The organism is Knoellia altitudinis (assembly GCF_042666355.1).
Taxonomy (GTDB): domain Bacteria; phylum Actinomycetota; class Actinomycetes; order Actinomycetales; family Dermatophilaceae; genus Knoellia; species Knoellia altitudinis.
Genome location: NZ_JBHTDK010000001.1, coordinates 2,410,226 through 2,433,757 on the forward strand (window position 1 = coordinate 2,410,226; position 23,532 = coordinate 2,433,757).

The following is a 23,532-nucleotide window of genomic DNA, read 5'->3' on the forward strand; positions in this document are numbered from 1 at the left end:
CCCGCTCATGCTTGCCAGTCACAAAGTCGGGGGCCGCTCGATCAGTTCGTGATGTACCCCTGGACGTCGGTGATGAGGTGAGTGCCAGCGGAGGTGTAGAGCTTGATCTTGCCGTCGGTGCCGAGCTTGGCCAAGACCGTGTTGGCGATGGACTGGCCCTTGCCGAAGTTGAGGTTCGATGCTGTCGGGCGTGCCGCGGTGGACGGGTAGGCGGTCAGGAACCCCGGTGTTGTCGGTCCAACAACGGTGACGTTGACGAGGACAGCCTTGATGCCGGTGGCAGGCACTCCACCCTTGCCGGCGACCTGGAGGGTCAAGGTGCCTCCGCCATCGACGGGAGCAGCCGGGGCGCCCGTCCCGAGACGGGTATCGAGGATCCGGGCTGGGACGGTGCCGTGGAAGTCGCTGCTGGTGGGGAACCAGCCGGCGACGTCGAGGAGCAGATCCGTTGCGGCGGAGGACGAGATGCTGATCTTGCCCCCCGTGCCGAGTTTCGCGACGGCTAAACCGGCAATCGTCTGCGCCTTGGCGAAGTTGACGTTGGAGGCGTTGGGTTTGACGGTGCCGGTGGGCCAGGCCGTGATGTAGCCACCCGCGCTCGGGTTGACGGCGGTGATGTTGAAGGCGACCGACGCCGCGCCGGTGGTCGGGACCCCCCCACGGCCGGTGACCTGCAGGTTGACCGTGCCACCGGCAGGGATGCGGACCGTGGGGGCGCCGACGCCGGTGCGGGTGTCAAGAAGTCGGGCAGGGGGCAAGCCCGTGTAGCGGCTGCCGGGCGGGTAGTAGCCGGCAACGTCGACGATCACGTTGGTGGCAGCGGAGGTGAACAGACGAGCCTTGCCGTCCGCCCCGACCTTCACGATGACCTGGTTGGCGATGGTGGCGCCTTGGGCATAGTTGATGTTCGACGCGGTCGGGCGGCTGGTGCCGGACGGGTAGATGGTGGCGTAGCCGCCGGCGGTGGGAGCGACCGCGGTGACGTTGAGCACGACCGAGGAGACCCCGGTGGTCGGTACCCCGCCCTCGCCGGTGACCTGGACGGCGATCTCCTTCCCACTGCCGACAGGCGCCTTGGGTGCTCCGGTTCCACTGCGGGTGTCGACGAGTCTGGCGGGGGTCAGGGCGACGTACTTGTCTGCGACAACCGCCCCAGTCACGGCGATACTGCCCGTGATGCTCGTGGAGACCCCATCGGTGTCGAGGGCAGAGCCGTCGGCGTCACGGCCCAGCACCGTCCACGTGTAGGTCCCGGACGGGACAACGGTGCCGGTGGCGTCCTTGCCGTCCCAAGAGGCGACGGCCTCCCCCTGCTTGGCGTAGGTGGGGTCGCAGGCAAGCGTGCGCACCAGGGAGGCGGCATCGTTCTTGACCTGCACCGAGCACGCCGTGAGGGGGTCGGTGAAGACCCATTCCCCCACCCACGGCTGCGTCGCGCCAGAACCGGCGTTGAACGTGGTCGGCGCGAACGGGTTGCCTTCGTGCCGGGGGCGCAGGTGCTGGTCCGGCATCGGTGACACCTTCGGCTGTCCGTTGGGCGATACCCACGCGAGACCGGATGGCCCGGCCTTGAGGACGGTGTCGTCGAAGGTGGCTGGACCTGAAATGACGTCGGGCATTTGCGTACCGCTCGCCGTGTCGAGTGCGTACGCGGAGTACACCGTCGACCCTGGCTCTGAGCTCGCGGATGATTGGATCGCAACGAGGGCAGCTCCACGAATGCTGAGATTGCTGAGAAAAGTGTCGGTGGCGGCAGGCCTGGAAGACTGGGCGCCTGTCCGAAGATTGCGCCAGTTGATCTGTGTGGATCCGTCATTGCCGTGCGAGATCCACGCGACGAGGTCACCCTCGACGATGGGATCCTCCGCCCACCCGTCCGTAGGCACCCCGGTTGATCCGGTGGGCACCAACACGCTTCTTGTCCCGGTGGTGAGGTCCTGCTTGACGATGTTGCGCAGGGCGTCGAAGCCGACGCCGACGTTGCCCCAGATCGCCGTGATGAAAGGCGCTGCCGTCCGGGTTCCGGTCACCAAGTTGGTCACCGCCACCGTCGGGTCGCCCGCGCCAGTCGCCGGGTAGAGAATGCTTAGGACTCGGTGTCCGGACATGGCGCGGACCAGTCCGAGTTCGGGCCGGTTCTGGGATGTCAGGCCGTCCTGGACGACGAGCTTGCCGGTGTCTCGGTTGGTCCACACCGTTCGCCGACCGCTGACGGAGAAGACTCCACCGGAGACGCGGGTGCCGATGAGAGCTTCGGCGCCCGCGGTCAGGGCAGCCGTGCCCGTGACCGACCGCGACCAGAGGGGCTCGTCGGTTCGGCGATCATCGGACCAGAGGGCACGCCCCGGCGCGGCGGCGACCGAGAGCGCGGACAGCGCCGGAAGGGGCGGAGTCCAGACCCGCTTCACTGCCGTACCCACGACGGTGTAGATACCAGAGTCCTCCCTCTGCTGGCCCGCTACTAGGAAGCCTGCGCCCGCGGGTGCGATCAGAGAGGGCCAGATCGCGATGCCCGAGACCTGCACGGCCGCCTGGCCCACCGGCTTGCGGTAGTAGGCCATCTGAGCGGAGTCCGTCTCTTGCGTGGCGTAGAAGGTGTCGGTGGCCGAGATGGCGAGGTGCGCGACGTTTGTCGGTTCGGCGGCGATGGTCTCGGCGGAGCTTCCCGGCGCCTTGCGATAGGTGTTCGTTGTCCATTTCTCGTCCCCATCGAACGTCACGGCGTCGTAGGCGACGGTCGAGCCGACGATGCCGTGCAGCATGATGTAGCCGCTGCCACCGAGCGGGTGGGCAAGGCTCGTCACATTCGTCTGGCCACCACTGTTCGGCATCACGACGACGGTCGAGTTCGAGCTGCCGCTCAGGGCGACGGCCACGCCTGTGGCTCCGCAGGTTGAGTCGTGGATGGAGGGGGCATTTCCGCTGTCGTCGGCAGGGAAAGACCCGCGCACCGTGTCGCTTCCTGTGCTGGCGGTGATCGCGTGGAGAACCGTCGTGGCAGTCTCTGCGGTGGCAACTGTTTCGCTCTCGAGCCAGCCGGTAGGGGTGGCTCCGACGTAGGCGCGGCCATTGGCAAGACCGCGCGAGCCGCTGGTGGCCGTGACGACGTTGCGCCAGTGGACCATGCTTGGGTCTCCCCCCGGCATGTACTGGACCGCAGAGGCGACGTCCGTACACGCATCCAGTCCCCATGAGTCGGTGGGGAAGGGGAACGTTGTGAGTGTCCCGTTGTCCGACACCAAACGGAATTGCTCAGCGCCATCGAGAGCCAAGATGGTGCCCCGACTCGTGTGAGCCAGCGCGTTGAACCCGGTTGGGAGGCTACTCAGTCCGCTGGCAAGAGTCACAGTGCCAGGGGGGTCAGCTGCAAGAGCGGCTTCAGCTGTCGCGACAACCACGACAGTGACCGTCACCGCTACTGCTCTGCGACGGAGCGCGGGGCGGCGACCAACAAACCTTGACGTGATGCGCTTCATCGGCCATCCCTTGTTCACGGCACTGAGGTGTGAATCAAACCATCGTTCAGCCACCTCACGAGCCCTGTTTCGCAAACTCGTCTCCGGTGCGACTCGCCGTTGAGTGGCCCCGTCCGCAGTTAGCCTTCGACCATGCCGATGCCGACGGGCACCCTCGCGCGCTGGGGCGCCGTGCTGCTCGGTTTCGCCCCCGCAGTCATCCTCCCCGGCGGCCTCGACCGCTACACCCTCCCGAAGGCGGCCGTCGCCGCGGCCGGAGCGGTCCTGGTGCTGACCGTGCCGGCCACTCGACTTCCGCGCCGGGTGTCGCTCGTGATCGGTGCGGGCGCGGTCCTCCTCGTCGTTGCCGCGCTGCTCGGCGCCGCGCCACTGGCCCAGTTGCTCGGCCGGGCCCCGCGCTATGAGGGTGTGGTCGTCTGCGCGGCCTACATCTTCGCTTTCCTCGCAGGTACACGCCTTTTCACCCCGACGCGCCCCGAGCTCTTCGCCGCGTTCAGCAAGGCCTTTGCCTTCGCCACCGCCGCGGTCGGAGGTGTCGCGCTCATCGAGACAGCAGGATTGCAGCCCCTAGGGGGCGAGGAGCAGCGGCCCGGATCTCTGATCGGCAACGCGACGGAGCAGGGCGCGTTCGGGGTGCTGGCCCTGGGCTTCTTCGCGCTGCTGTCTGTAAGGCAGCGCAGACCCCTCCCGATCGCTGCGACGGTTACGGCGGTGATCTGTGTCGTCACGTCGGGATCGAGGGCGGCGCTGCTCGGAGCTTTGGTGACTGCGATAGTCCTGGCCGTCGTGTGCGTCCGGCGAGAGCGCCGATTTGTCTTGATTGGCTCGCTCGCGATCATGCTCACGACCTTCGCCCTTCCTGGCACCCGCGATCGCCTGACCGGCGCCTCACCACTGTCAAGGGCGACGGTGACCGGGCGGCTCGACGTGTGGCGCGAGACCTGGGGCCTCGTCGCGTCACGCCCCTTCGGCGTGGGGCCGAGTGGTTTCGTCGACGCAATCCCGTCAGCGCATACCGTCGCGTGGTTCCGCACCCAACCGACCGACCTCATCCTCGACAGCCCGCACACCCTCCCGCTTCAACTGTGGGCGGCGGGTGGTCTCACCCTCGTCGTCCTGGCTCTGATCGGTCTGGGGCTGCTGGCGCGGCCAGTGGCTCGACGGCTCACGGTCCTGCACCGTCACCCGGGCGGCGATCTCTCCGCGGCAGCAATGATAGGCCTGCCGGGCTACGCAGTCGTCCTGCTCACTCATTTCACCGGGCCGACGACCACGATCGCAGCCGCCACCCTCCTCGGGGCGGCACTGCCGTTGGCGGTCACCGCGCCATCACCGCCCAATCGCCTCTCTGCGCAAGCTCCCGCTTTGCACTCGCCATGGGGGTATGCCTCCGGGTCGGCTCTCGTTGCCACCCTGCTCACCCTCGGGGCGGTCGCGGAGGTCCCGCTACGGGTAGGCATCGACGCCGTCGCGGCCGGCGACACGACAAGAGCGGACGCGCACTTCACGCTCGCGACCCGGCTGCGCGTGTGGACCGCGGACGACATCGCTCTCACCGCTCTTCACGCCTACGCCGCCGCGGGGCGCAACGGCGACCAAGCGCTCGGCGCCCACGGCATCACGTGGGTCGGGCGCGTCGGGTTGTTGTCGTCTTCTCCCGCGGCGCTCGGCGATGCGGGCTCCGTCTCAGAACTCGCAGGTAACCTAGCGGAGGCGGACCAACACTTTGCAGCCGCTCGGGTGCTCGCACCCCGTGACCCCGTGCTCACCCTGCGACACGGTGTTGTCGCGGCTGAGCGCGGCGACCTGGTCCGGGCCGAGCGCCTGTTCGTCGAGGTGACCCGCACGGCCCCTAAGAGCCCTGATGCGTGGCGCAACCTTGCCGTCCTCTACGGCCTCACCGGTGACGCCCAGCAGGCGAACGCCCAGGCCAGAGCGGACGAGCTAGCGTCGGCATCACCCTGAATCGGCGGTTCAGGGGCAGGTGACGCAGGTTCTCGCGGTGGGGCGCGCTCGGAGTCGAGCCTCGGGGATCGCCTGGCCGCACCGCTCGCACGTGCCGTAGTCGCCAGCGCTCAGGCGAGCGGAGGCGGCGTCGATCTCGACCAGCTGCGTTCGCGCCTGGTGGATGAGTGCGTCGACCTGCGAGCGTTCGTAGGCGATCGTCGCGCCCTCGGGGTCGTGCTCGTCGTCGGCGTTGCTGTCGCGCGACGCGTCGACGATCCGGTCAAAGTCACCCGTCAGCGCGGCCAACCGGTAGAGCGCTTCCTGTCGCTCCCGGTCCAACAGGCTGCGGGTCTCGTCCATCCGCGCATCGTGTCACCGACCTGCGACAACGAGAGCTGGGCGGCACACGCCCAGACCCTTGTCGGGCACGGGAGATAGGTTGGACCGATGAAGACACGCAACGTGGGAGACGTCCAGGTCGGCGCCATTGGCCTGGGCCTGATGACCTTCGACCAGAGCGGCAGCCAGCCTCGGCAGCAGCTGCTCGACACAGTCCGGGCTGCGCTCGATGCCGGCGTGACGCTCCTCGACACCGCCGACGCCTACGGGCCCGGCGACGAGAAGGGCGCCGACGCGCAGGGTGAGAACGAGCGGCTCATCGCCTCGATCCTCGACGAGCTCGGCGTGCGCGACCAGGTCCTTCTCGCCACCAAGGGCGGTCACGTGCGCACCGACGGCGGCGGCTGGGACACCGACAGCTCGGCCGACCACCTGCACCAAGCGGTGGACGCCAGCCTGGGCCGGCTCGGAGTCGAGCAGCTCGCCCTCTGGCAGCACCACCGTCCGGACCCCGCCGTGCCCTACGACGAGGTCATCGGCACCCTCAAGGAGATCGCCGACAGCGGCAAGGTCGCGCGCGTCGGTCTCTCCAACGCCGACCCCGACCAGATCCGCGCCGCTCACGCCGTGCTCGGCGACGCGCTAGTCAGCGTCCAGAACCAGTTCAGCCCCGCCTTCCGCAGCAGCCGCCCGGAGATCGACGTCTGCGAGGAGCTCGGGCTGGCCTTCCTCCCGTGGAGCCCGCTCGGCGGCCTGGGCGGTGCCAAGGACCTCGCCTCGACCTTCCCGGCTTTCGCCGAGGTGGCCACGGCCCGCGGGGTCAGTGCCCAGCAGGTCGCTCTGGCCTGGGAGCTGGCCCAGTCCCCGGTCGTCATCCCCATCCCCGGCGCGAAGCGCCCGCAGTCGATCACCGACTCGGCAGCCGCGGCGGACCTCGACCTCGACGAGGACGAGCTGGCCCGCCTCGACGCCTGAGCGAGTCGGCGTTCGGCGGGCGGACGGCATACGCGTCAGTAACGTGCCAATCTCACACGTGACTTAGGTCTGCCTGAGCGTGTTGGTCCGGTCGGCGCGAGGTACGTTTCGTTCATGCCCACGACGACGCTCTCCCCGCGCGGGACCACGGCGCGGAGCACGACGATCGCGCTCAAGCTGCTCATGGCAGTGACCGGCCTGGTCTTCGTCGGATACCTGCTCCTGCACATGTACGGAAACCTCAAGGCCCTCACGGGAGAGGAGGGATTCAACACCTACGCGGAGCACCTGCGGACGTTCGGTGAGCCGATGCTTCCCCACAACGGGCTGCTCTGGATCGTGCGACTGGTCCTCATCCTGTCGCTCGTCGGACACGTGTATGCCACGTACACGCTGTGGAGTCGAGCGGGCAGTGCGCGTCGGACGAAGTACGCCGCCGTCAAGACGGCTGCGACGACGAAGTGGATGCGCTGGGGAGGCACCTTCCTCCTCGTCTTCATCGTGTGGCACCTCCTCCACTTCACGATCATCAAGGTCTCGCCCAACGCTGACAAGCAGGGCCCCAACGTCACCGAGAACCCCTACCAGCTCGTCGTCGCGAGCTTCCAGGTGTGGTGGATGCTCGCGATCTACATCCTCGCGATGGTCGCGCTCTTCATGCACCTCAAGCACGGCGTCTACAGCGCGCAGCAGACCCTCGGCTGGACCGGTTCGCCCAAGGCGCGCGTTCGTGCCCGGACGATCGGGCTCGCCGTCGCGGCGCTCATCACCGTCGGGTTCCTCATCCCGCCCCTGGCCATCGCATTCGGCCTGATCGACTGAAGGTGTCGCTGAACCATGACTAAGAAGAACGCCGGCCTCGCCCAGGGCATCTACACCGAGGGCTCCTCCATCCACGACCACAAGGCACCGGACGGCCCGATCGAGAAGAAGTGGACGCGTCGCAAGTTCGAGGCGTCCCTGGTCAACCCGGCGAACCGACGCAAGATGTCGGTGATCATCGTCGGCACCGGACTGGCGGGTGGCGCTGCCGCCGCAACGCTCGGTGAGGCCGGCTACCACGTGAAGTCCTTCTGCTTCCAGGACTCCCCGCGCCGGGCCCACTCAATCGCCGCGCAGGGTGGCATCAACGCCGCCAAGAACTACAAGGAGGACGGCGACTCGGTCCAGCGCCTCTTCTACGACACGGTCAAGGGTGGCGACTACCGCTCCCGCGAGTCCAACGTCTATCGCCTGGCCGAGGTCAGCGCCAACATCATCGACCAGTGCGTGGCGCAGGGTGTGCCGTTCGCCCGTGAGTACGGCGGGCTGCTCGACAACCGGTCCTTCGGTGGCGTCCAGGTGTCGCGCACGTTCTATGCGCGTGGCCAGACGGGCCAGCAGCTCCTGATCGGCGCCTACCAGGCGCTCGAGCGCCAGGTCGCCGCACGCACGGTCGAGCAGTTCACCCGGCACGAGATGCTCGAGGTCATCGTCGACGGCGAGGGAGCCGACCGTCGAGCGCGCGGCATCATCGCGCGCGACCTCGTCACCGGCGAGATCCAGACCCACCTCGCCGACGCCGTCGTGCTGGCCTCCGGTGGCTACGGCAACGTCTTCTTCCTGTCCACCAACGCGATGGGCTCCAACGTCACTGCGACGTGGCGGGCGCACCGCAAGGGCGCCCTCATGGCCAACCCCTGCTACACGCAGATCCACCCGACCTGCATCCCCGTCTCCGGTGAGCACCAGTCGAAGCTGACGCTCATGTCGGAGTCGCTGCGCAACGACGGTCGCATCTGGGTGCCCAAGAAGCGCGAGGACTGCGACAAGGCAGCGGTGGACATCGCCGAGGAGGACCGCGACTACTACCTCGAGCGCATCTACCCCTCCTTCGGCAACCTCGTTCCCCGTGACATCGCCTCGCGCCAGGCCAAGAACGTGTGCGACGAGGGTCGCGGTGTCGGCCCGGTCGTCGGTGACTTCCGGCGCGGCGTCTACCTCGACTTCGCCGACGCCATCGAGCGTCTGGGCCGAGCGGCCGTCGAGGAGAAGTACGGCAACCTCTTCGACATGTATGCCCGGATCACCGGTGAGAACCCCTACGAGACGCCGATGCGCATCTACCCGGCGGTCCACTACGTCATGGGTGGCCTCTGGGTCGACTACGACCTGTCGTCGTCCATCCCGGGCCTGTTCGTCGCCGGCGAGGCCAACTTCTCCGACCACGGCGCCAACCGGCTCGGCGCCTCGGCCCTCATGCAGGGTCTGGCCGACGGCTACTTCGTCCTCCCCAACACGATCCGCGACTACCTCGCGACCGGCTCGCTCGCGCCGCTCACCGAGGACAGCCCCTCGGTCGTGGCCGCTCGCGCCGAGGTCGAGCAGCGCACCGAGCGCCTCCTCGCCATCAACGGTGAGCGCAGCGTCGACTCGTTCCACCGCGAGCTCGGCAACATCATGTGGGAGTACTGCGGCATGGAGCGCAGCGAGGAGGGCCTGCTCAAGGCCATCGACCTCATCAAGGGCCTGCGCGACGAGTTCTGGCGCAACGTGCGCGTGCTCGGCGCCGCCAACACCCTCAACCAGTCCCTTGAGAAGGCCGGCCGTGTCGCCGACTTCCTCGAGCTCGGCGAGCTCATGTGCATCGACGCCCTGCACCGCCGCGAGTCCTGTGGCGGTCACTTCCGGGCGGAGTCGCAGACCGAGGACGGTGAGGCCCTGCGTCACGACGACGAGTACGCCTACGTCGCGGCCTGGGAGTTCACGCCTCCAGGCGAGACCGAGGGGGTCGGCGCCGGGATGGGCGCCCCCGTCCTCCACAAGGAAGACCTCGTGTACGAGTTCATCAAGCTGAAGCAGCGGAGCTACAAGTAATGGACCTCACTCTCAAGATCTGGCGCCAGACCGGCCCCGACGACAAGGGCGGCCTCGTCACCTACCAGGTGGCCGACATCAGCCCGGACATGTCCTTCCTGGAGATGCTCGACGTCCTCAACGAGACGCTCAACGCCCAGGGCGACGAGCCGATCGCGTTCGACAGCGACTGTCGCGAGGGCATCTGCGGCATGTGTGGCCTGATGATCTCCGGCCACGCGCACGGACCCGAGCGGACGACGACCTGCCAGCTGCACATGCGCTCGTTCAAGGACGGCGACACCATCACGGTGGAGCCGTGGCGCGCCGAGGCGTTCCCGGTCATCCGTGACCTCGTCGTCGACCGCGGTTCGCTCGACCGCATGATCCAGGCGGGCGGCTACATCTCGGCCAACACCGGCTCCGCCCCCGACGCCCATGCCACGCCCGTGCCCAAGGACAAGGCCGACCGGGCGTTCATGGCCGCCGAGTGCATCGGCTGTGGTGCCTGCGTCGCAGCCTGCCCCAACGCCAGCGGCATGCTCTTCCTCGGCGCCAAGATCACCCACCTCGGTGAGCTGCCCCAGGGTCAGCCCGAGCGCGACGCCCGCGTCGTCTCCATGGTCAACCAGCACGACCACGAGGGCTTCGGTGGCTGCACCAACATCGGTGCGTGCACGAGCGCGTGCCCCAAGGGCATCCCGCAGGACGTCATCAGCCAGCTCAACCTCGACCTGCGCACCGCCCTCAAGAACGGCCGCTGACACCTCGGACAGCTGAGCGGGCGGCATACCGGATCGTTCTCGGTATGCCGCCCGCTCGCGTTCGCGTGTCCCCTCGCCATCCCGCCCCCACCAGTCGGGGGTTCAGTGACGAGTCGGGGTGCATCCAGGCCCCGACCCGTCACAGCGGCCCCGACTGGTGACAAGCGGGCAAGCGCCCTGGGGACAACTCTTCGGCTTGGCCAGCGGATCCTGCCATCCTCGGCAGATGCTCGGACCTCCCCGCCACCCGCCGTTCGATCCCGGCCTGCTCCGCCGGACGTCCGACCTGCGTCGCCTGGGGATCGATCCCCGTCGTGGCGGATGGCGGCAGATCCGGACGGGGGTGTGGCTGCCGGAGTCGAGCTTCGAGGACCTGAACCCCGTGGACCGCCACGCCGCCCTCGTGCACGCCACGGCCCTCACCCATCTCAAGGGAGAGGCGGTCCGGTTCGCTGGGGAGTCGGCAGCCGCGGTCCTCGGAATCCCTCGGATCAGCACCTGGCCCAGGAGGGTGCGGCATCTCGTCACGCGCCGTGGCGTGAGCGGTTCGTCGGTCCTCCGCCCGCTGCTTGGGCGCGAGTCGGTGGGTGACTCGTCAACGGTGTGCTTGTCACCCCGCCGGCCCGAACCGTCGTCGACCTCGCGCGTCACGGCACCCTGCAGGACGCCGTGACCGCTGCCGACTACTGCCTTCGACACTCGATGTGCACCCGCGACGAGCTCGCCGCCGAGGTGGACCTCGTGCCGGCAAGAGCCCGTGGGCGGGCTTTGGCCACGACGGCGGTGAGTCTGGCTGACGGGTTGAGCATGTCGCCTGCGGAGAGCTTCTCGCGCGTGCAGATGTTCCGGCTGCTGGTCCCCAGGCCGCGGCTGCAGGTGTCCTTCACCGACGAGGACGGCCACGTGGGCGACGTCGACTTCTGGTGGGAGGGGACGGTCGGCGAGTTCGACGGCAGAATGAAGTACCGCATTCCGGCCGGTGCAAGCCACTACGAGGCGGGCCGGGTGCTGTGGGCCGAGAAGAAGTGTGAAGACCGGCTGCGGCGCCAGACGGAGGTGGCCCGCTGGGTGTGGACCGACCTCGTGAGGCCGCAACAGCTGCTCGCCATCCTGGCCGAGAAGGGTGTTCGGCCCGAGCGGCGCTCGACCTGGTTCGACCGCGGGGACCAGTCGGGGGTTGCGTGACGGGTCGGGGTGGCCAGACGCCCCGACCCGTCACAGGTCCCCCGACTGGTGAGCCGTGGGCTGCGTCAGAGCCAGCTGAGGTGGTCCTTGAGCAGAGCATACCCGACGAAGGCCACGACATCCAGCACCGTGTGGGCGACGACGAGTGGTCCGACGCGCTTGGTCCTGGTGTAGAGCCAGCCGAAGAGCAGTCCCATGACGGCGTTGCCGACGAATCCACCGAAGCCCTGGTACAGGTGATAGGAGCCGCGGATCAGGGCTGAGGACACGATGATTCCCGACGTCGACCAGCCCGCCTGTGACCAGCGGGTGAAGAGGTAGCCGATCATCACCACCTCCTCGAGGATGGCGTTCTGGGCGGCGGCCAGGACCAGCACGGGCACGGCCCACCACACGTCGGTGAGGTTCGCCGCAGCGATGGTGGTGTTGAGGTCGAGAGCCCGGGCGGCGGCATACAGGCCCAGTCCGGGGATCCCGACGAGGGCCGCCAGTCCGAGTCCCCGCACGAGGTCCTGAGCGGGTCGCGTCCAGTCCCAGCCGATGGCGAAGCGGGCACGCCCGTCATCGCGAGACAGCAGGTGCAGGGCCAGGAGGACGGGCACGAGCGCCAGGGCGATCCCAACGAGCTGGTAGGCCAGGTCGAGCCATGGCCGGTCCGGCGTCACCGACGAGTTCATGGCGGTCGTCTGCCTGCTCAGCGAGACCTCGGCCGTGAGCTTGCGGATGAGTGACAGCGCGCTCCAGATGGCCGACGCCCCGAGCGAGACACCGAGCACCAACCACGTCTCGACGAGGTGTTGGCGGCGCATGGGGCGCAGCCTATGGCGCCTCGCTGAGGGTCAGCGCGCGGTGGGTCAGTGCGAGGCGGCGGTGCGGAAGTAGAACGCCGGGATGCTGAGCCGGCGGCTACGGCGCAGGGTGCGCGACTCGAGCAGTGCGGGCAGGACGACGAAGGCAGTGAGCCCGACGACGAGGAGCCCGGCAACGCCGACGAGGACGGTGAGGTAGGTGGTGATGATCGCGAGGTCGGTGAGCTGGCCCATGAGGGGCCCCCTTTCGTTTCTACGTGTGTAGAATTCTACATCTGTAGAAACCCGAGCCGCAACCCGGGTCAGCCGGTCAGCCGGGACGTCGACCGGCACAATGGCGCGATGACCCCACGTGAGACTCCCGCCGCATCGGGGCGGCGGGCCGAGCTGCTCGCGGCGGCCACCGAGGTCGTGGCCGACCTGGGTCTGCGCGGCCTCACCCACCGCTCGGTCGATGCGCGGGCGGGCCTGCCCGAGGGCACCTGCTCGGCCTACTACCGCTCTCGCGAGGCGCTGCTCATCGGTCTGGCCGAGCACGTCGCCGCGAGCATGTCGCGCGACGTCGACGAGATGGCGTCGCTTGCCTCGACCCATGCCGACGACACCGACGCCCTGGCCCACGAGGCCACGGACCTGCTCCTGCGTTGGCTGGAGCGGCCGCAGGTGGTTCGCACGCAAGGGGAGCTCTCCCTCGAGGCCGTGCGTCGCCCGGAGCTCATGAAGGTCTTCCAGAACTGGCGTGCCGGCCTCGACACGCTGGTGGCCGGCATCTCCGAGGCCGGCGGCAGCACCGACTCAGGCATCCGCGCCTCGGTCGCCGTCGCGGCGCTCGAGGGCGTGCTCGGCTCGGCCACGCGCATGCCGGCGGACAAGCGTGAGGACTTCGTCAGGGCAGCAGTGCCCATGCTCGTGCGTGGGCTGCACGCCGACCGCTGACGTTCCTGACGAGGCGCGTGTCGCGCGGCGATGTCTTCAGACGCGCGGGTATGCCGGGTCCGCACCGCCGCGTTCGAGTCGCCGCCTCCTCCACCTGCGGACCCTGAGCCACATCCACACGAGCAGCCAGGCGAGGCCGATGAGGGCGAAGATCACGAGGATCGGGATGAAGATCGCGACGAGTGACAGCCCGAGCGACGCACCGTCCTCGGCCGTCGACACCAGCGGTGCTCCGGCGCCGAGCGTGCCGGCGTTGATGGCCGGACGCGCGGCCATCTTGCCGGAGTGGACGAGGCCGGACACGAGGATGCCGAGGACGACGCCGACCCAGGGGTTGTCACCCATCCAGGTCGACCGGTCGATGTCCTCGGCCGCCGTCGTCGCCGCGAAGATGAGCCCGCCCATGCTCGGCCGGATGAACGTCTGGACCGCGTCGTTGACCGTGTCGATGGCGGGGATCTTGTCGAGGACGAGCTCGGTGAGGAGCAGCAGCGCGCCGACGCCGATCGCCCACGGCGACTCGATCCACGCGAAGCTCTCGGGCAGCGTGATGACGTCGGTGAAGCGGGCGATGAGCGCGACGATCATGAACGGGATGTAGGCGTTGAGGCCGGCGGCGGCGGACAACCCCATGCCGGTCAGTGCGGCGATCACGTGCCTACCTCCTGAGTGACGTCCCCGACGGCGACTTGACCGTCGAGGACATGTCTACTCGATGCCGGGCGGCCACATTCGCTTCACGCGCGGGTCACCCGCGACGGCGAGGGTCGGGGGGTCGTGAGCACACGGCATACCGAGATCTTGTCTTGTGAGGAGCACGTCCCCATGTCCCGACTGGCCCACGTCGCCCGTCTTGCCCTCAGCCTGCGCGCCATCGCCGCAACCTTCGTCGCGCTCGGCCTCGGCGTCACCCTGGCGCCGGCGGGCGAGGCCGCCCCGCGTCCCGACGTCGCCAACATCGCGCACCGGGGCTCGTCCGGCGCAGCGCCCGAGAACACGATCGCCGCCATCCGCCTCGGACTCGCCCAGGGCGCGGACGTCATCGAGAACGACATCCAGCGCACCAAGGACGGCAAGCTCGTCATCCTGCACGACGCGAGCCTGGCCAGGACGACGGACGTCGAACAGGTCTTCCCGGGCCGCCTGTCCTACGACGTGGGCACGTTCACGCTCGCCGAGGTCAAGCGCCTCGACGCCGGATCGTGGTTCGCGCCGCAGTTCGCGGGGGAGCGCGTCCCCACCCTGCGCGAGTGGGTCGCCGCGGTCGGCCAACGCGCCGGCATGCTCATGGAGGCCAAGCTGCCCGAGCTCTACCCCGGCATCGAGCGGGACATCGACAAGGAGCTGCGCTCGATGGGCGAGTTCCAGAGGGCGGTCAAGGCGGGTCGCGTGACGATGCAGTCGTTCAACCACGTGTGGCTGCGCTCGTACGCCGACCTCGCACCGGACGTGCCCGTGGGGCTGCTCTTTGGAACCCGCCCGACCGAGGTCGACCTCACCCTCGCTGCCCAGTGGGCCGACCAGGTCAACCCGGCCCTGGGTGTCATCCAGGAGTCCGACGTCGCCCGCATCCACCAGCTCGGTCTCGAGACGAACGTCTGGACCGTCAACGGTGGTCAGGACATGCAGCGCGCCATCCGCTGGGGTGTCGACGGCATCATCACGAACTACCCGCAGGTCCTCGAGGAGATCCTGCGCGGCTGAGTTCCCCTCTCGCACAGGGACAATCGCGTATGCCGTGTGGTCCCGTCGTCGGGACCACACGGCATACGTGGGTCGTGGGCCTGGGTCAGTCGCCCTTGACGTTGACGATCTGCCGAAGCGTGTGCCGAACCTTGACCAGGTCAGCGGCGTCGGTCATGACCTGGTCGATGTCCTTGTAGGCGCCCGGGATCTCGTCGATGAACGCGTCGGAGTCCTTGTACTCGATGCCGACCATCGCCTCCCGCAGCTCGTCCCGGGTGAACGTCTTCCGGGCCCTGCTCCGTGAGAACAGCCGTCCGGCACCGTGCGGCGCAGAGTTGAGCGACATCGCGTTGCCGAGTCCTTCGACGACGTAGGACCGCGTACCCATCGAGCCCGGGATGAGGCCGAGCTGACCCACCTTGGCCTCGATGGCGCCCTTCCGGGAGACCCAGAGCTGCCTGCCCCAGTGCTTCTCCTGCTGGGTGAAGTTGTGGTGGCAGTTGACCCGCTCCTGCTCGTCGACCGGCGTCCCGACGAACTCGCCGACCTGCCGCAGGACCCGGTCCATCATCTCCTCCCGGTTGAGCAGGGCGTAGTGCTGCGCCCACCGGAGCTCCCGGATGTAGGCCCAGAACTCGTCCGTGCCCTCGACGAGGTAGGCGAGGTCCCGGTCGGGGAGGGTGATCCAGTAGCGGTCCATGAGCTGACGGGCGATGGCGATGTGGTGCTGGGCGATCTTGTTGCCGACACCTCGTGAACCGGAGTGGAGGAACGCCCAGACCCGGTCCTGCTCGTCGAGGCTCACCTCGATGAAGTGGTTGCCCGATCCCAGCGTCCCGAGCTGTTCCCGCCACCTGCCGGCCCGCTGAGTCGGGTCGAACCCGGCCTCGGACGCCGTCGCGGCAAGCTCGGCAACCCGCGGCTCTGCGGTGGCGACGACGTTCTTGTTCGCGGCACCGGCCGACACCGGGATGGACCGCTCGATCGACTCCCGCAGGGGAGCGAGGGACCGGTCACCAAGGTCGTCCTTGGTGAACTGGGTGAGCACGGCGATCATGCCGCAGCCGATGTCGACACCGACGGCAGCCGGGATGATGGCCCGCTCCGTTGGGATGACCGAGCCGACCGTCGCGCCCAGCCCGAGGTGGGCGTCCGGCATCAGCGCGAGGTGTGGGAAGACGAAGGGGAGCTCGGAGGTGCGCTCCGCCTGCTCCCGGGTCGAAGGTTCGAGGACTGAGGCCCAGTTCATGAGCCGGGGAGTGATCTGCTTCATCGCGCACCTCCTGGTGGCGTCGTGCTGGTTGCGTGTCACCCGTGAGTGCCGTTCTGGCGGCGGGCCGTCGGGAAGCCTGACAGGTGCCCGGTGGACGGAGCCAGCGATTAATGGCGCAGAGTTGGGTTGGTCGAACCCAACCTGAGGAGACCTCGTGGCCACGCACCTCACCGTCACCAACGCCGAGCAGCTGACCCCACGCCTGCGCCGGCTGTGGTTCCGCAGCGAAGACCTCACGGCGTTCGAGGGCAACGAGTCGACCGACCGCTACGTGAAGCTGGTCTTCCCCAAGCCGGGTGTCAGCTACCCCGAGCCTCTCGACATGAGGGCGCTGCGCGGGACGATCCCACCCGAGGACCTCCCGGTGGTGCGGACCTACACGGCGCTCTTCCCGGACGTCGAGGCCGGGACGCTCGCGATCGACTTCGTGGTGCACGGCGACGAGGGCGTGGCCGGCCCCTGGGCGGCAATGGCGCAACCGGGCGACACGCTGCTCGCCAACGGCCCGGGCGGCGGCTACCGCCCGGACCCCGACGCCGACTGGCACCTGTTGGCGGGTGACGAGTCGGCCATCCCTGCGATCACCGCAGCGCTGGCTGCTCTGGCACCCGACGCCGTGGCGCGCATCCTCCTGCTCGTCGACGGTCCCGACGCTGAGCTGCACCTGGCACGACCCCCTGGAGCCGAGCTCACCTTCATCCACCGCGAAGGTGGGGGAGACCTCGTCGAGGCCATCCGCGGACTCGACTGGCTGGAGGGCCGCGTGCACGCCTTCGTCCACGGTGAGGGCAATGCGGTGATGCACGGCATCCGTCCCCACCTGCTGGGCGAGCGCGGGCTCGACCGCGAGCAGGTGTCGATCTCGGGCTACTGGCGCCAGGGCCGCACCGAGGAGGGCTTCCGGGACTGGAAGTCCGAGCTCGCCGCAGCCGAGTCACAGGGCTGAGCGGACGGCATACCCACGCCTCGACGCTGAGGCGACCAGTCCTTCGCGAGGAGACCATTCCTGACTGGTCGCCTGGGGAAGACCTGGTCGTCTCGACGGGCGGTGGCGTCCGGACGGCGGCAAACGCGGTTGCGTGCGCGGCCTAGGATTCAGCAGTGAGCAAAATCCTGTCTGCTGTCGCCTGGCCGTACGCCAACGGTCCCCGCCACCTCGGCCACGTGGCCGGGATCGGCGTCCCCCCGGACGTGTTCAGCAGGTACTCGCGGATGGCCGGCCACGACGTCCTCGTCGTCAGCGGCAGTGACGAGCACGGCACGCCGATCCTCGTCCAGGCGGAGCGAGAAGGCGTCACCCCGCAGGAGTTCGTCGACCGCAACCACGAGGTCATCGCCCGCGAGCTCGCCGACCTCGGCTGCTCCTACGACCTCTACACGCGCACCACGACGGCCAACCACTACGCCGTGGTGCAGGAGCTGTTCACCCAGGTCCACGCCAACGGCTACATGGTCGAGCAGACCCAGCTCGGGGCCATCAGCCCGAGCACCGGACGCACGCTTCCGGACCGCTACATCGAGGGCACCTGCCCGGTGTGCGGCTACGGCGAGGCACGCGGCGACCAGTGCGACAACTGTGGCAACCAGCTCGAGCCCACGGACCTCATCGACCCGAAGAGCCGGATCAACGGCGAGACCCCGAAGTTCGTCGAGACCCAGCACTTCTTCCTCGACCTGCCGGCGCTCGCCGAGGCACTCGAGGGCTACCTCCGTGGCCGCGAAGCGACCGGGACCTGGCGTCCCAACGTCATCAAGTTCAGCCTCAACATCGTCGAGGAGCTGCGCCCCCGGGCCATGACCCGCGACCTCGACTGGGGCATCCCCGTGCCGATCGACGGGTGGCGCGAGCTGCCCACCAAGCGGCTCTACGTCTGGTTCGACGCGGTCATCGGCTACCTGTCCGCGTCCATCGAGTGGGCCCGTCGGCTGGGTGAGCCCGACCGCTGGCGCGAGTGGTGGAACGACCCCGAGGCGCTCTCCTACTACTTCATGGGCAAGGACAACATCACCTTCCACGCCCAGATCTGGCCGGCCGAGCTCCTGGCGTATGCCGGTCGCGGCGCCAAGGGTGGTCAGCCGGGGAAGTACGGCGAGCTCAACCTCCCCACCGAGGTCGTGAGCAGCGAGTACCTCACCATGGAGGGCAAGCAGTTCAGCTCGAGCCGCGGCCATGTCATCCACCTGCGCGACGTTCTTGACCGCTACGGCCCCGACCCGATCCGCTACTTCATCTGTGCAGCCGGACCGGAGAACCAGGACAGCAACTTCACCTGGGCCGAGTTCGTCCAGCGCAACAACTCCGAGCTCGTCGCAGGCTGGGGCAACCTCGTCAACCGCACCGGCGCGATGATCGCCAAGAGCTTCGGCGAGATCCCGGCGCCGAGCGAGCTCGAGCCCGTCGACGAGGCCGTGCGCGACGCGACGCTCCGGGCCTTCGACACGGTGGGTGACCTGCTCGCCAGGCAGCGCATCAAGGCCGCGGTGGGCGAGGCGATGCGGGCGGTCGGCGACGTCAACAAGTACGTCACGGACACCGAGCCGTTCAAGCTCAAGGGCGACGACCAGCGCGACCGCCTCGCCACCGTGCTGCACACCCTGATCCAGTGCGTCAGCGACCTCAACACCATCCTCGCGCCGTTCCTGCCGCACGCCGCCAACCGGGTGCACGCGTTCATCGGAGGCCAGGGCGAGTTCGTCCCGATGCCGGTTGTCGAGGACGTCCACGGGCTGGACGAGGCCGACAAGGACCGGACCTACCCGATCATCACCGGGGACTACAGCGCGACCCCGAGCTGGGAGTCGCGCCCGGTGGCCGTCGGGGCGCCGATCGCCAAGCCGACCGGGGTGTTCGTCAAGCTCGACGAGTCGATCGTCGAGGAGGAGCTCGCGAGGCTCGAGCAGCCGTGACCACCGCGACCACCTCGACGAGGGGGGTCCCGGACCTGCCCGACCCACTGCCCATCGCCGTCGTCGACAACCACGCCCACCTCGACATCGAGCGCGAGGGTGTGCCGGTCGACATCGCCGACCTTCTCGCCAGGGCGAGGGCGGTCGGTGTCGACCGTGTCGTCCAGATCGGCTGTGACCTCCCGGGAGCTCGCGCCACGATCGAGATGCTCGACACGTATGCCGCGATGCTCGGTGGCGTGGCCCTGCACCCCAACGAGGTGCCCGCTCTCGCGGAGAGCGGAAGCCTCGACGCGGCATACGCCGAGATCGAGGAGCTGGCCCAGCACCCCAGGGTGAGGGTCATCGGCGAGACCGGGCTCGACTACTTCCGGACCGGCCCCGAGGGACGGGACGTGCAGCACGACAGCTTCCGCTGGCACATCGACCTGGCCAAGCGACTGGGCAAGGCCCTCCAGATCCACGACCGCGACGCCCACGACGACGTGTTGCGCATCCTCGAGGAGGAGGGTGCGCCGGATTCGACTGTGCTGCACTGCTTCTCGGGTGACCTGACCATGGCGCAGGAGTGTGTGGAGCGGGGCTACCACCTGTCCTTCGCCGGCACCGTGACCTTCAAGAACGCCCACGGACTGCGCGACGCCCTCTCGGTGGTTCCGCTGGACCGGCTGCTCGTCGAGACCGATGCGCCCTACCTCACTCCGCACCCCTGGCGTGGCGCGATCAACGCCCCCCACCTCGTGCCGTTGACGGTGCGGGCGATGGCGGCGACCCTGGGCGTGGCGGTGCCCACGCTCTGTGCGGCGCTCTCGGCGAACTCGGAGCGCGTCTACGGACCGTGGTGAGACCCCACATGTCACAGGCGCCTCACCGGTGACACCTCCGGGCCATCTCGCCGTTACCGAAATTTGACCTTTGCCCGATTTCTGGTCATGGTGGATGAGTTGGCCGGAGCTGGGCTCCGGGCGGAAGCAGGGGCGAGGACGCTGGCGGTGACGCCTGTGGACCTCGCTCTCCTGTTGTCGGGACTCCTCCCCTGGGGGCCCGCAGTCCTCCCTGAGGGACTGTCGCTCGTCCTGGTATCCGGAGAGTTCGATCATCGGAGCCCTCTTGATTTCTCGTCCCCTGCGTCTCGCTGCCCAAGGTGCCGCGGCACTCACGGTCGCCGCCGGATCCTTCGGCGTCGCCCACCTCGACAAGGCTGTCGCGGTGTCCGTCGACGGCCAGACCTCGTCGCTGCACGTCTTCGGCTCGACCGTGGGCGACGCGCTCGCCAAGAAGGGCATCAAGGTCGGCGAGCACGACCAGGTCGTCCCCTCCGTCGGTTCGCCGCTGGAGGACGGTGACACCATCTCGGTGCGTTATGGGCGCAAGCTCATCGTGACCATCGACGGTGTCAAGAAGGAGTACTGGACGACGGCCACCACCGTCGACGCCGCGCTCCGCGATCTCGACATCCGCGCCGGCAGCAACGCCAAGCTCTCCGCCTCGCGTTCACAGGCGCTCGGCCGCCAGGGTCTCGCCCTGAGCCTGGTCACCCCCAAGGCCGTGACCGTCAGCGTCGACAAGAAGAAGTTGTCGCACACCTCCACGTCCGCGACCGTCGCTGACGCCCTGCGTGAGCTCGGCGTGAAGCACGACAAGGACGACCGCGTTTCGCCGACCGCCACGACACCGCTCCGGAACGGCCTGGCCGTGACCGTGCAGCGGGTCTCGCAGCAGCGGCTGAGGACCACGCAGGAGATCGACCACACGACGAGGACCAAGAAGGACGCCTCGCTCCTCGAGGGCACCCGCAAGGTCGTCACCGAGGGCAAGGACGGCACCCGGTCGTTCGACGTGCTCCGGACCCTCGTCGACGGCAGGCCCGCCGGCGACCGGATCCTCGGCCGCAAGGTCACCAGCGCTCCCGTGACCGAGGTCATCGCGGTCGGCACCAAGGCCAAGCCCGAGCCCGTGGCCCCCAAGCCCTCGGCTCCGTCCAGCACCCCGGACCCCGAGCCGGAGACCCGCTCGGCCCCGGCTCCCGCTCCGTCTCCCGGCAACACCTCGGGCGCGGGCATCAACCTCAGCAACGCCGCCATGTGGGACCGCATCGCCGAGTGTGAGTCCAGTGGCAACTGGTCGATCAACACCGGCAACGGCTACTACGGCGGTCTGCAGTTCGACATCCGCACCTGGCTCGGTGCCGGTGGTGGCGACTTCGCCTCCCGCGCCGACCTCGCGTCGCGGGCCGAGCAGATCACCGTCGCCAACCGCGTCTACGCGGACCGTGGTCTCCAGCCATGGGGTTGCGGCCACGCCGCCTGACCCTGAGCGACCCCCTCGAGGCCGTGTGTCCCACTTCGGTGGGCGCACGGCCTCGGTGTGTCAGCGGGTCCGTCACGCCCTAAGGTGGCGGCCATGTCGTCGTCAGGGCTCCTGGGAGCCGCCCAGATCCGCGAGCTCGCGGCCCGCTTCGACATCCGCCCCACGAAGTCCTGGGGGCAGAACTTCGTCATCGACGCCAACACCGTCCAGCGCATCGTGCGGGTGGCCGGTGTCGGCCCGGACGACGTCGTGGTCGAGATCGGCCCGGGTCTGGGCTCGCTGACCCTGGCGCTGCTGCCGGTGGCTCGGCACGTGACCGTGGTCGAGGTCGACCCGACCCTGGCCGACGCCCTCCCCGGGACGGTCCAGACCGTGGCTCCCGGTGTCGCGGACCGGCTCACCGTCGTGCACGCCGACGCCCTCCGGGTGGAGGAGCTGCCCGGTGAGGCTCCGACCGCGCTCGTCGCCAACCTGCCCTACAACATCTCGGTGCCGGTCGTCCTCAGCTTCCTCGAGCGCTTCCCCACGCTCGAGCGCATCCTCGTCATGGTGCAGCTCGAGGTCGCCGAACGGCTCGCGGCCAGGCCGGGATCCAAGATCTACGGCGTGCCGAGCGTCAAGGCTGCCTGGTATGCCGACGTGGCACTGGCCGGCAACGTCAGCCGGTCGGTGTTCTGGCCGGTTCCCAACGTCGACTCCGGCCTGGTCAAGCTCGTCCGGCGCGACGCACCACCGACCGACGCCGCCCGTGAAGAGGTGTTCGCCTGCGTCGACGCCGCCTTCGCGCAACGACGCAAGACTCTTCGAGCCGCTCTCGCGGGCTGGGCCGGCTCACCGCAGGCAGCCGAGGCCGCGCTCGTCGCGGCGGGCATCGACCCGCGCACCCGCGGGGAGCAGCTCGACGTCCACCAGTTCGCCGCCATCGCCTCGGCCCACCGCACCCGTGCCGACCACTGACGCGCGACACGAAGCGGTTCGCGAACCATGACCTCACTCGCCACCCGGATCGATCCGGTTCACGAGCGAGGCTGAGGTTTGCGAATCCGTCCTGACCACAGGCGTCAGCGGCGGCCTCAGTGACCCAGCAGTCGGAGAAGCTCGCGCTCCTTGTCGTCGCGAAGTCCGCAGCGTCGCGGCTCGCTCACCTCACGACCCTCCTCGTATGCCGCCGCGTCCCGAAGCGTGTCCGTCACCGGTCGGTTCCTGAGCCCCGCTGCTCGAGCGGCAGCTCCGGTGTGGGAGCCGAAGCCCCGCAAGTCCGGGTCCGAGACCCACAGCGGCAGGCTGTCCTCGCCCATCCACTCCTGCACGCCGTGCTCGGCGAGCCAGGCGGCCGAGGCCGGGACCACGGGCCCGTCGTGACCAGCGACCTCACGGGCCGCCGACAGCAGCCCGCCCAACGTGTCCGGCTCGCCAAAGGCATCGAAGACCCCGGACGTCCCGCCATCGGCGCAGCGCACGAGCCAGGCAGCCAGGTCGCGCACGTCGATGATCGACATGGGCAGGTCCGGGTCGTCGGGAGTCAGCACGGCCCCGCCGGCCCCCGCCGGGTGGGCGAAGCGCCACGGATACCAGCCGGACCGACCCGAGGCGTCGCCGGGTCCGCCGATGAGACCGGCTCTGGCGATGAGCGTCCGGTCGGCCCCGAAGCCGTCGAGCACGGCCGCCTCGCACGCAACCTTGGCCTCGCCGTAGACGCTCATGTCGGCCATGACGTCGCCGTCCAGCGGCGACAACAACGGGACGGACTCGTCGGTCGCGAGACCGGAGTGGTCGGCATACACGTTGCCCGTCGAGACGAAGACGAAGTGGTCGGAGACCGGTTCGAGGGCCGCGACCGCGCGGCGCACCTGCCCGGGCTGGCGCGCGACGTCGATGACCGCGTCCCAGGGCCGGCCCCCGTCCGTGACCCCGGCGAGCCCGTCGGCGAGGTCCCGGTCGCCCTGCACCCACTGGACGCCTTCGGGCACGGCACCGGCGACGCCGCGCGCGAGACAGGTCACCTCATGACCGTCGGCGACGGCCTGCTCCGCCACCGCACGTCCGAGCATGGCCGTCCCACCGAGCACAAGAAGTCGCATGCCGACAGT

Annotated in this window: 20 protein-coding genes; 13 read left to right on the forward strand and 7 right to left on the reverse strand. The window is 69.0% G+C overall.

The annotated features are described in order from the left end of the window. Positions 1-41: 41 nt before the first annotated feature. Complete coding sequence (locus ACFQW8_RS11460; protein ID WP_380087446.1) at positions 42-2,876, reverse strand: FlgD immunoglobulin-like domain containing protein; 2,835 nt, start codon at positions 2,874-2,876, stop codon at positions 42-44. Between the two features lie 732 nt (positions 2,877-3,608). On the opposite strand from ACFQW8_RS11460, the gene ACFQW8_RS11465 reads away from it, so the two are divergent. Then, a complete protein-coding gene (locus ACFQW8_RS11465; protein ID WP_380087448.1) occupies positions 3,609-5,441 on the forward strand; it encodes an O-antigen ligase family protein in 1,833 nt (610 codons plus the stop codon). Positions 5,442-5,450: 9 nt separating this feature from the next. Here the strand turns inward: ACFQW8_RS11465 and ACFQW8_RS11470 are convergent, their stop codons facing one another. Next, the gene (locus ACFQW8_RS11470; RefSeq protein ID WP_380087450.1) at positions 5,451-5,783 is read right to left on the reverse strand and encodes a TraR/DksA family transcriptional regulator; all 333 of its coding nucleotides are present in this window, start codon (positions 5,781-5,783) and stop codon (positions 5,451-5,453) included. 87 nt (positions 5,784-5,870) lie between these two features. Between ACFQW8_RS11470 and ACFQW8_RS11475 the strand changes: the two genes are divergently transcribed. The 5 genes from ACFQW8_RS11475 to ACFQW8_RS11495 all read left to right on the forward strand — a co-directional run bounded on the left by ACFQW8_RS11475 (position 5,871) and on the right by ACFQW8_RS11495 (position 11,521). Beyond that, complete coding sequence (locus tag ACFQW8_RS11475) at positions 5,871-6,737, forward strand: aldo/keto reductase (RefSeq protein WP_380087451.1); 867 nt, start codon at positions 5,871-5,873, stop codon at positions 6,735-6,737. 114 nt (positions 6,738-6,851) lie between these two features. After that, the gene (locus ACFQW8_RS11480; protein ID WP_380087452.1) at positions 6,852-7,559 is read left to right on the forward strand and encodes a succinate dehydrogenase cytochrome b subunit; all 708 of its coding nucleotides are present in this window, start codon (positions 6,852-6,854) and stop codon (positions 7,557-7,559) included. 15 nt (positions 7,560-7,574) lie between these two features. Further along, positions 7,575-9,593: a fumarate reductase/succinate dehydrogenase flavoprotein subunit gene (locus ACFQW8_RS11485; RefSeq protein ID WP_380087454.1), complete on the forward strand. Its 2,019-nt coding sequence runs from the start codon at positions 7,575-7,577 to the stop codon at positions 9,591-9,593. Then, positions 9,593-10,336, forward strand: a complete 744-nt coding sequence (locus ACFQW8_RS11490) for a succinate dehydrogenase/fumarate reductase iron-sulfur subunit (RefSeq protein WP_380087456.1) — start codon at positions 9,593-9,595, stop codon at positions 10,334-10,336. Before ACFQW8_RS11485 ends, ACFQW8_RS11490 begins: the two co-directional genes overlap by 1 nt. 603 nt (positions 10,337-10,939) lie before the next feature. Further along, positions 10,940-11,521 (forward strand): hypothetical protein, encoded by a 582-nt coding sequence (locus tag ACFQW8_RS11495; protein ID WP_380087458.1) that lies wholly within the window; start codon positions 10,940-10,942, stop codon positions 11,519-11,521. A 65-nt stretch (positions 11,522-11,586) separates the two neighbouring features. On the opposite strand, the gene ACFQW8_RS11500 is transcribed toward ACFQW8_RS11495, so the two are convergent. After that, on the reverse strand, positions 11,587-12,330 hold the full coding sequence (locus ACFQW8_RS11500; RefSeq protein ID WP_380087459.1) for a CPBP family intramembrane glutamic endopeptidase: 744 nt from the start codon (positions 12,328-12,330) through the stop codon (positions 11,587-11,589). Between the two features lie 45 nt (positions 12,331-12,375). Continuing rightward, complete coding sequence (locus ACFQW8_RS11505) at positions 12,376-12,564, reverse strand: hypothetical protein (protein WP_380087460.1); 189 nt, start codon at positions 12,562-12,564, stop codon at positions 12,376-12,378. Positions 12,565-12,672: 108 nt separating this feature from the next. On the opposite strand from ACFQW8_RS11505, the gene ACFQW8_RS11510 reads away from it, so the two are divergent. Further along, on the forward strand, positions 12,673-13,266 hold the full coding sequence (locus tag ACFQW8_RS11510) for a TetR/AcrR family transcriptional regulator (RefSeq protein ID WP_380087462.1): 594 nt from the start codon (positions 12,673-12,675) through the stop codon (positions 13,264-13,266). A 36-nt stretch (positions 13,267-13,302) separates the two neighbouring features. Here the strand turns inward: ACFQW8_RS11510 and ACFQW8_RS11515 are convergent, their stop codons facing one another. Then, a complete protein-coding gene (locus ACFQW8_RS11515) occupies positions 13,303-13,920 on the reverse strand; it encodes a DUF4126 domain-containing protein (protein ID WP_380087464.1) in 618 nt (205 codons plus the stop codon). Positions 13,921-14,091: 171 nt separating this feature from the next. Between ACFQW8_RS11515 and ACFQW8_RS11520 the strand changes: the two genes are divergently transcribed. Continuing rightward, positions 14,092-14,970, forward strand: a complete 879-nt coding sequence (locus tag ACFQW8_RS11520) for a glycerophosphodiester phosphodiesterase (RefSeq protein WP_380087466.1) — start codon at positions 14,092-14,094, stop codon at positions 14,968-14,970. Positions 14,971-15,055: 85 nt separating this feature from the next. Here ACFQW8_RS11520 and ACFQW8_RS11525 read toward each other — a convergent pair whose 3' ends face one another. Continuing rightward, the gene (locus tag ACFQW8_RS11525; protein WP_380087468.1) at positions 15,056-16,225 is read right to left on the reverse strand and encodes an RtcB family protein; all 1,170 of its coding nucleotides are present in this window, start codon (positions 16,223-16,225) and stop codon (positions 15,056-15,058) included. A 154-nt stretch (positions 16,226-16,379) separates the two neighbouring features. Between ACFQW8_RS11525 and ACFQW8_RS11530 the strand changes: the two genes are divergently transcribed. The 5 genes from ACFQW8_RS11530 to rsmA all read left to right on the forward strand — a co-directional run bounded on the left by ACFQW8_RS11530 (position 16,380) and on the right by rsmA (position 22,399). Continuing rightward, positions 16,380-17,171, forward strand: coding sequence for a siderophore-interacting protein (locus ACFQW8_RS11530; RefSeq protein ID WP_380087469.1), 792 nt, complete (start codon positions 16,380-16,382; stop codon positions 17,169-17,171). Between the two features lie 155 nt (positions 17,172-17,326). Then, positions 17,327-19,132, forward strand: a complete 1,806-nt coding sequence (metG, locus tag ACFQW8_RS11535) for a methionine--tRNA ligase (RefSeq protein ID WP_380087471.1) — start codon at positions 17,327-17,329, stop codon at positions 19,130-19,132. After that, complete coding sequence (locus tag ACFQW8_RS11540; RefSeq protein WP_380087473.1) at positions 19,129-19,977, forward strand: TatD family hydrolase; 849 nt, start codon at positions 19,129-19,131, stop codon at positions 19,975-19,977. The genes metG and ACFQW8_RS11540 overlap by 4 nt, the downstream gene beginning before the upstream one ends. Before the next feature lie 265 nt (positions 19,978-20,242). Beyond that, positions 20,243-21,442 (forward strand): ubiquitin-like domain-containing protein, encoded by a 1,200-nt coding sequence (locus ACFQW8_RS11545; protein ID WP_380087475.1) that lies wholly within the window; start codon positions 20,243-20,245, stop codon positions 21,440-21,442. A 93-nt stretch (positions 21,443-21,535) separates the two neighbouring features. Beyond that, positions 21,536-22,399, forward strand: coding sequence for a 16S rRNA (adenine(1518)-N(6)/adenine(1519)-N(6))-dimethyltransferase RsmA (gene rsmA, locus ACFQW8_RS11550; protein ID WP_380087477.1), 864 nt, complete (start codon positions 21,536-21,538; stop codon positions 22,397-22,399). A gap of 116 nt (positions 22,400-22,515) precedes the next feature. Here rsmA and ACFQW8_RS11555 read toward each other — a convergent pair whose 3' ends face one another. Further along, on the reverse strand, positions 22,516-23,523 hold the full coding sequence (locus tag ACFQW8_RS11555; protein WP_380087479.1) for an NAD-dependent epimerase/dehydratase family protein: 1,008 nt from the start codon (positions 23,521-23,523) through the stop codon (positions 22,516-22,518). Positions 23,524-23,532 lie beyond the last annotated feature (9 nt).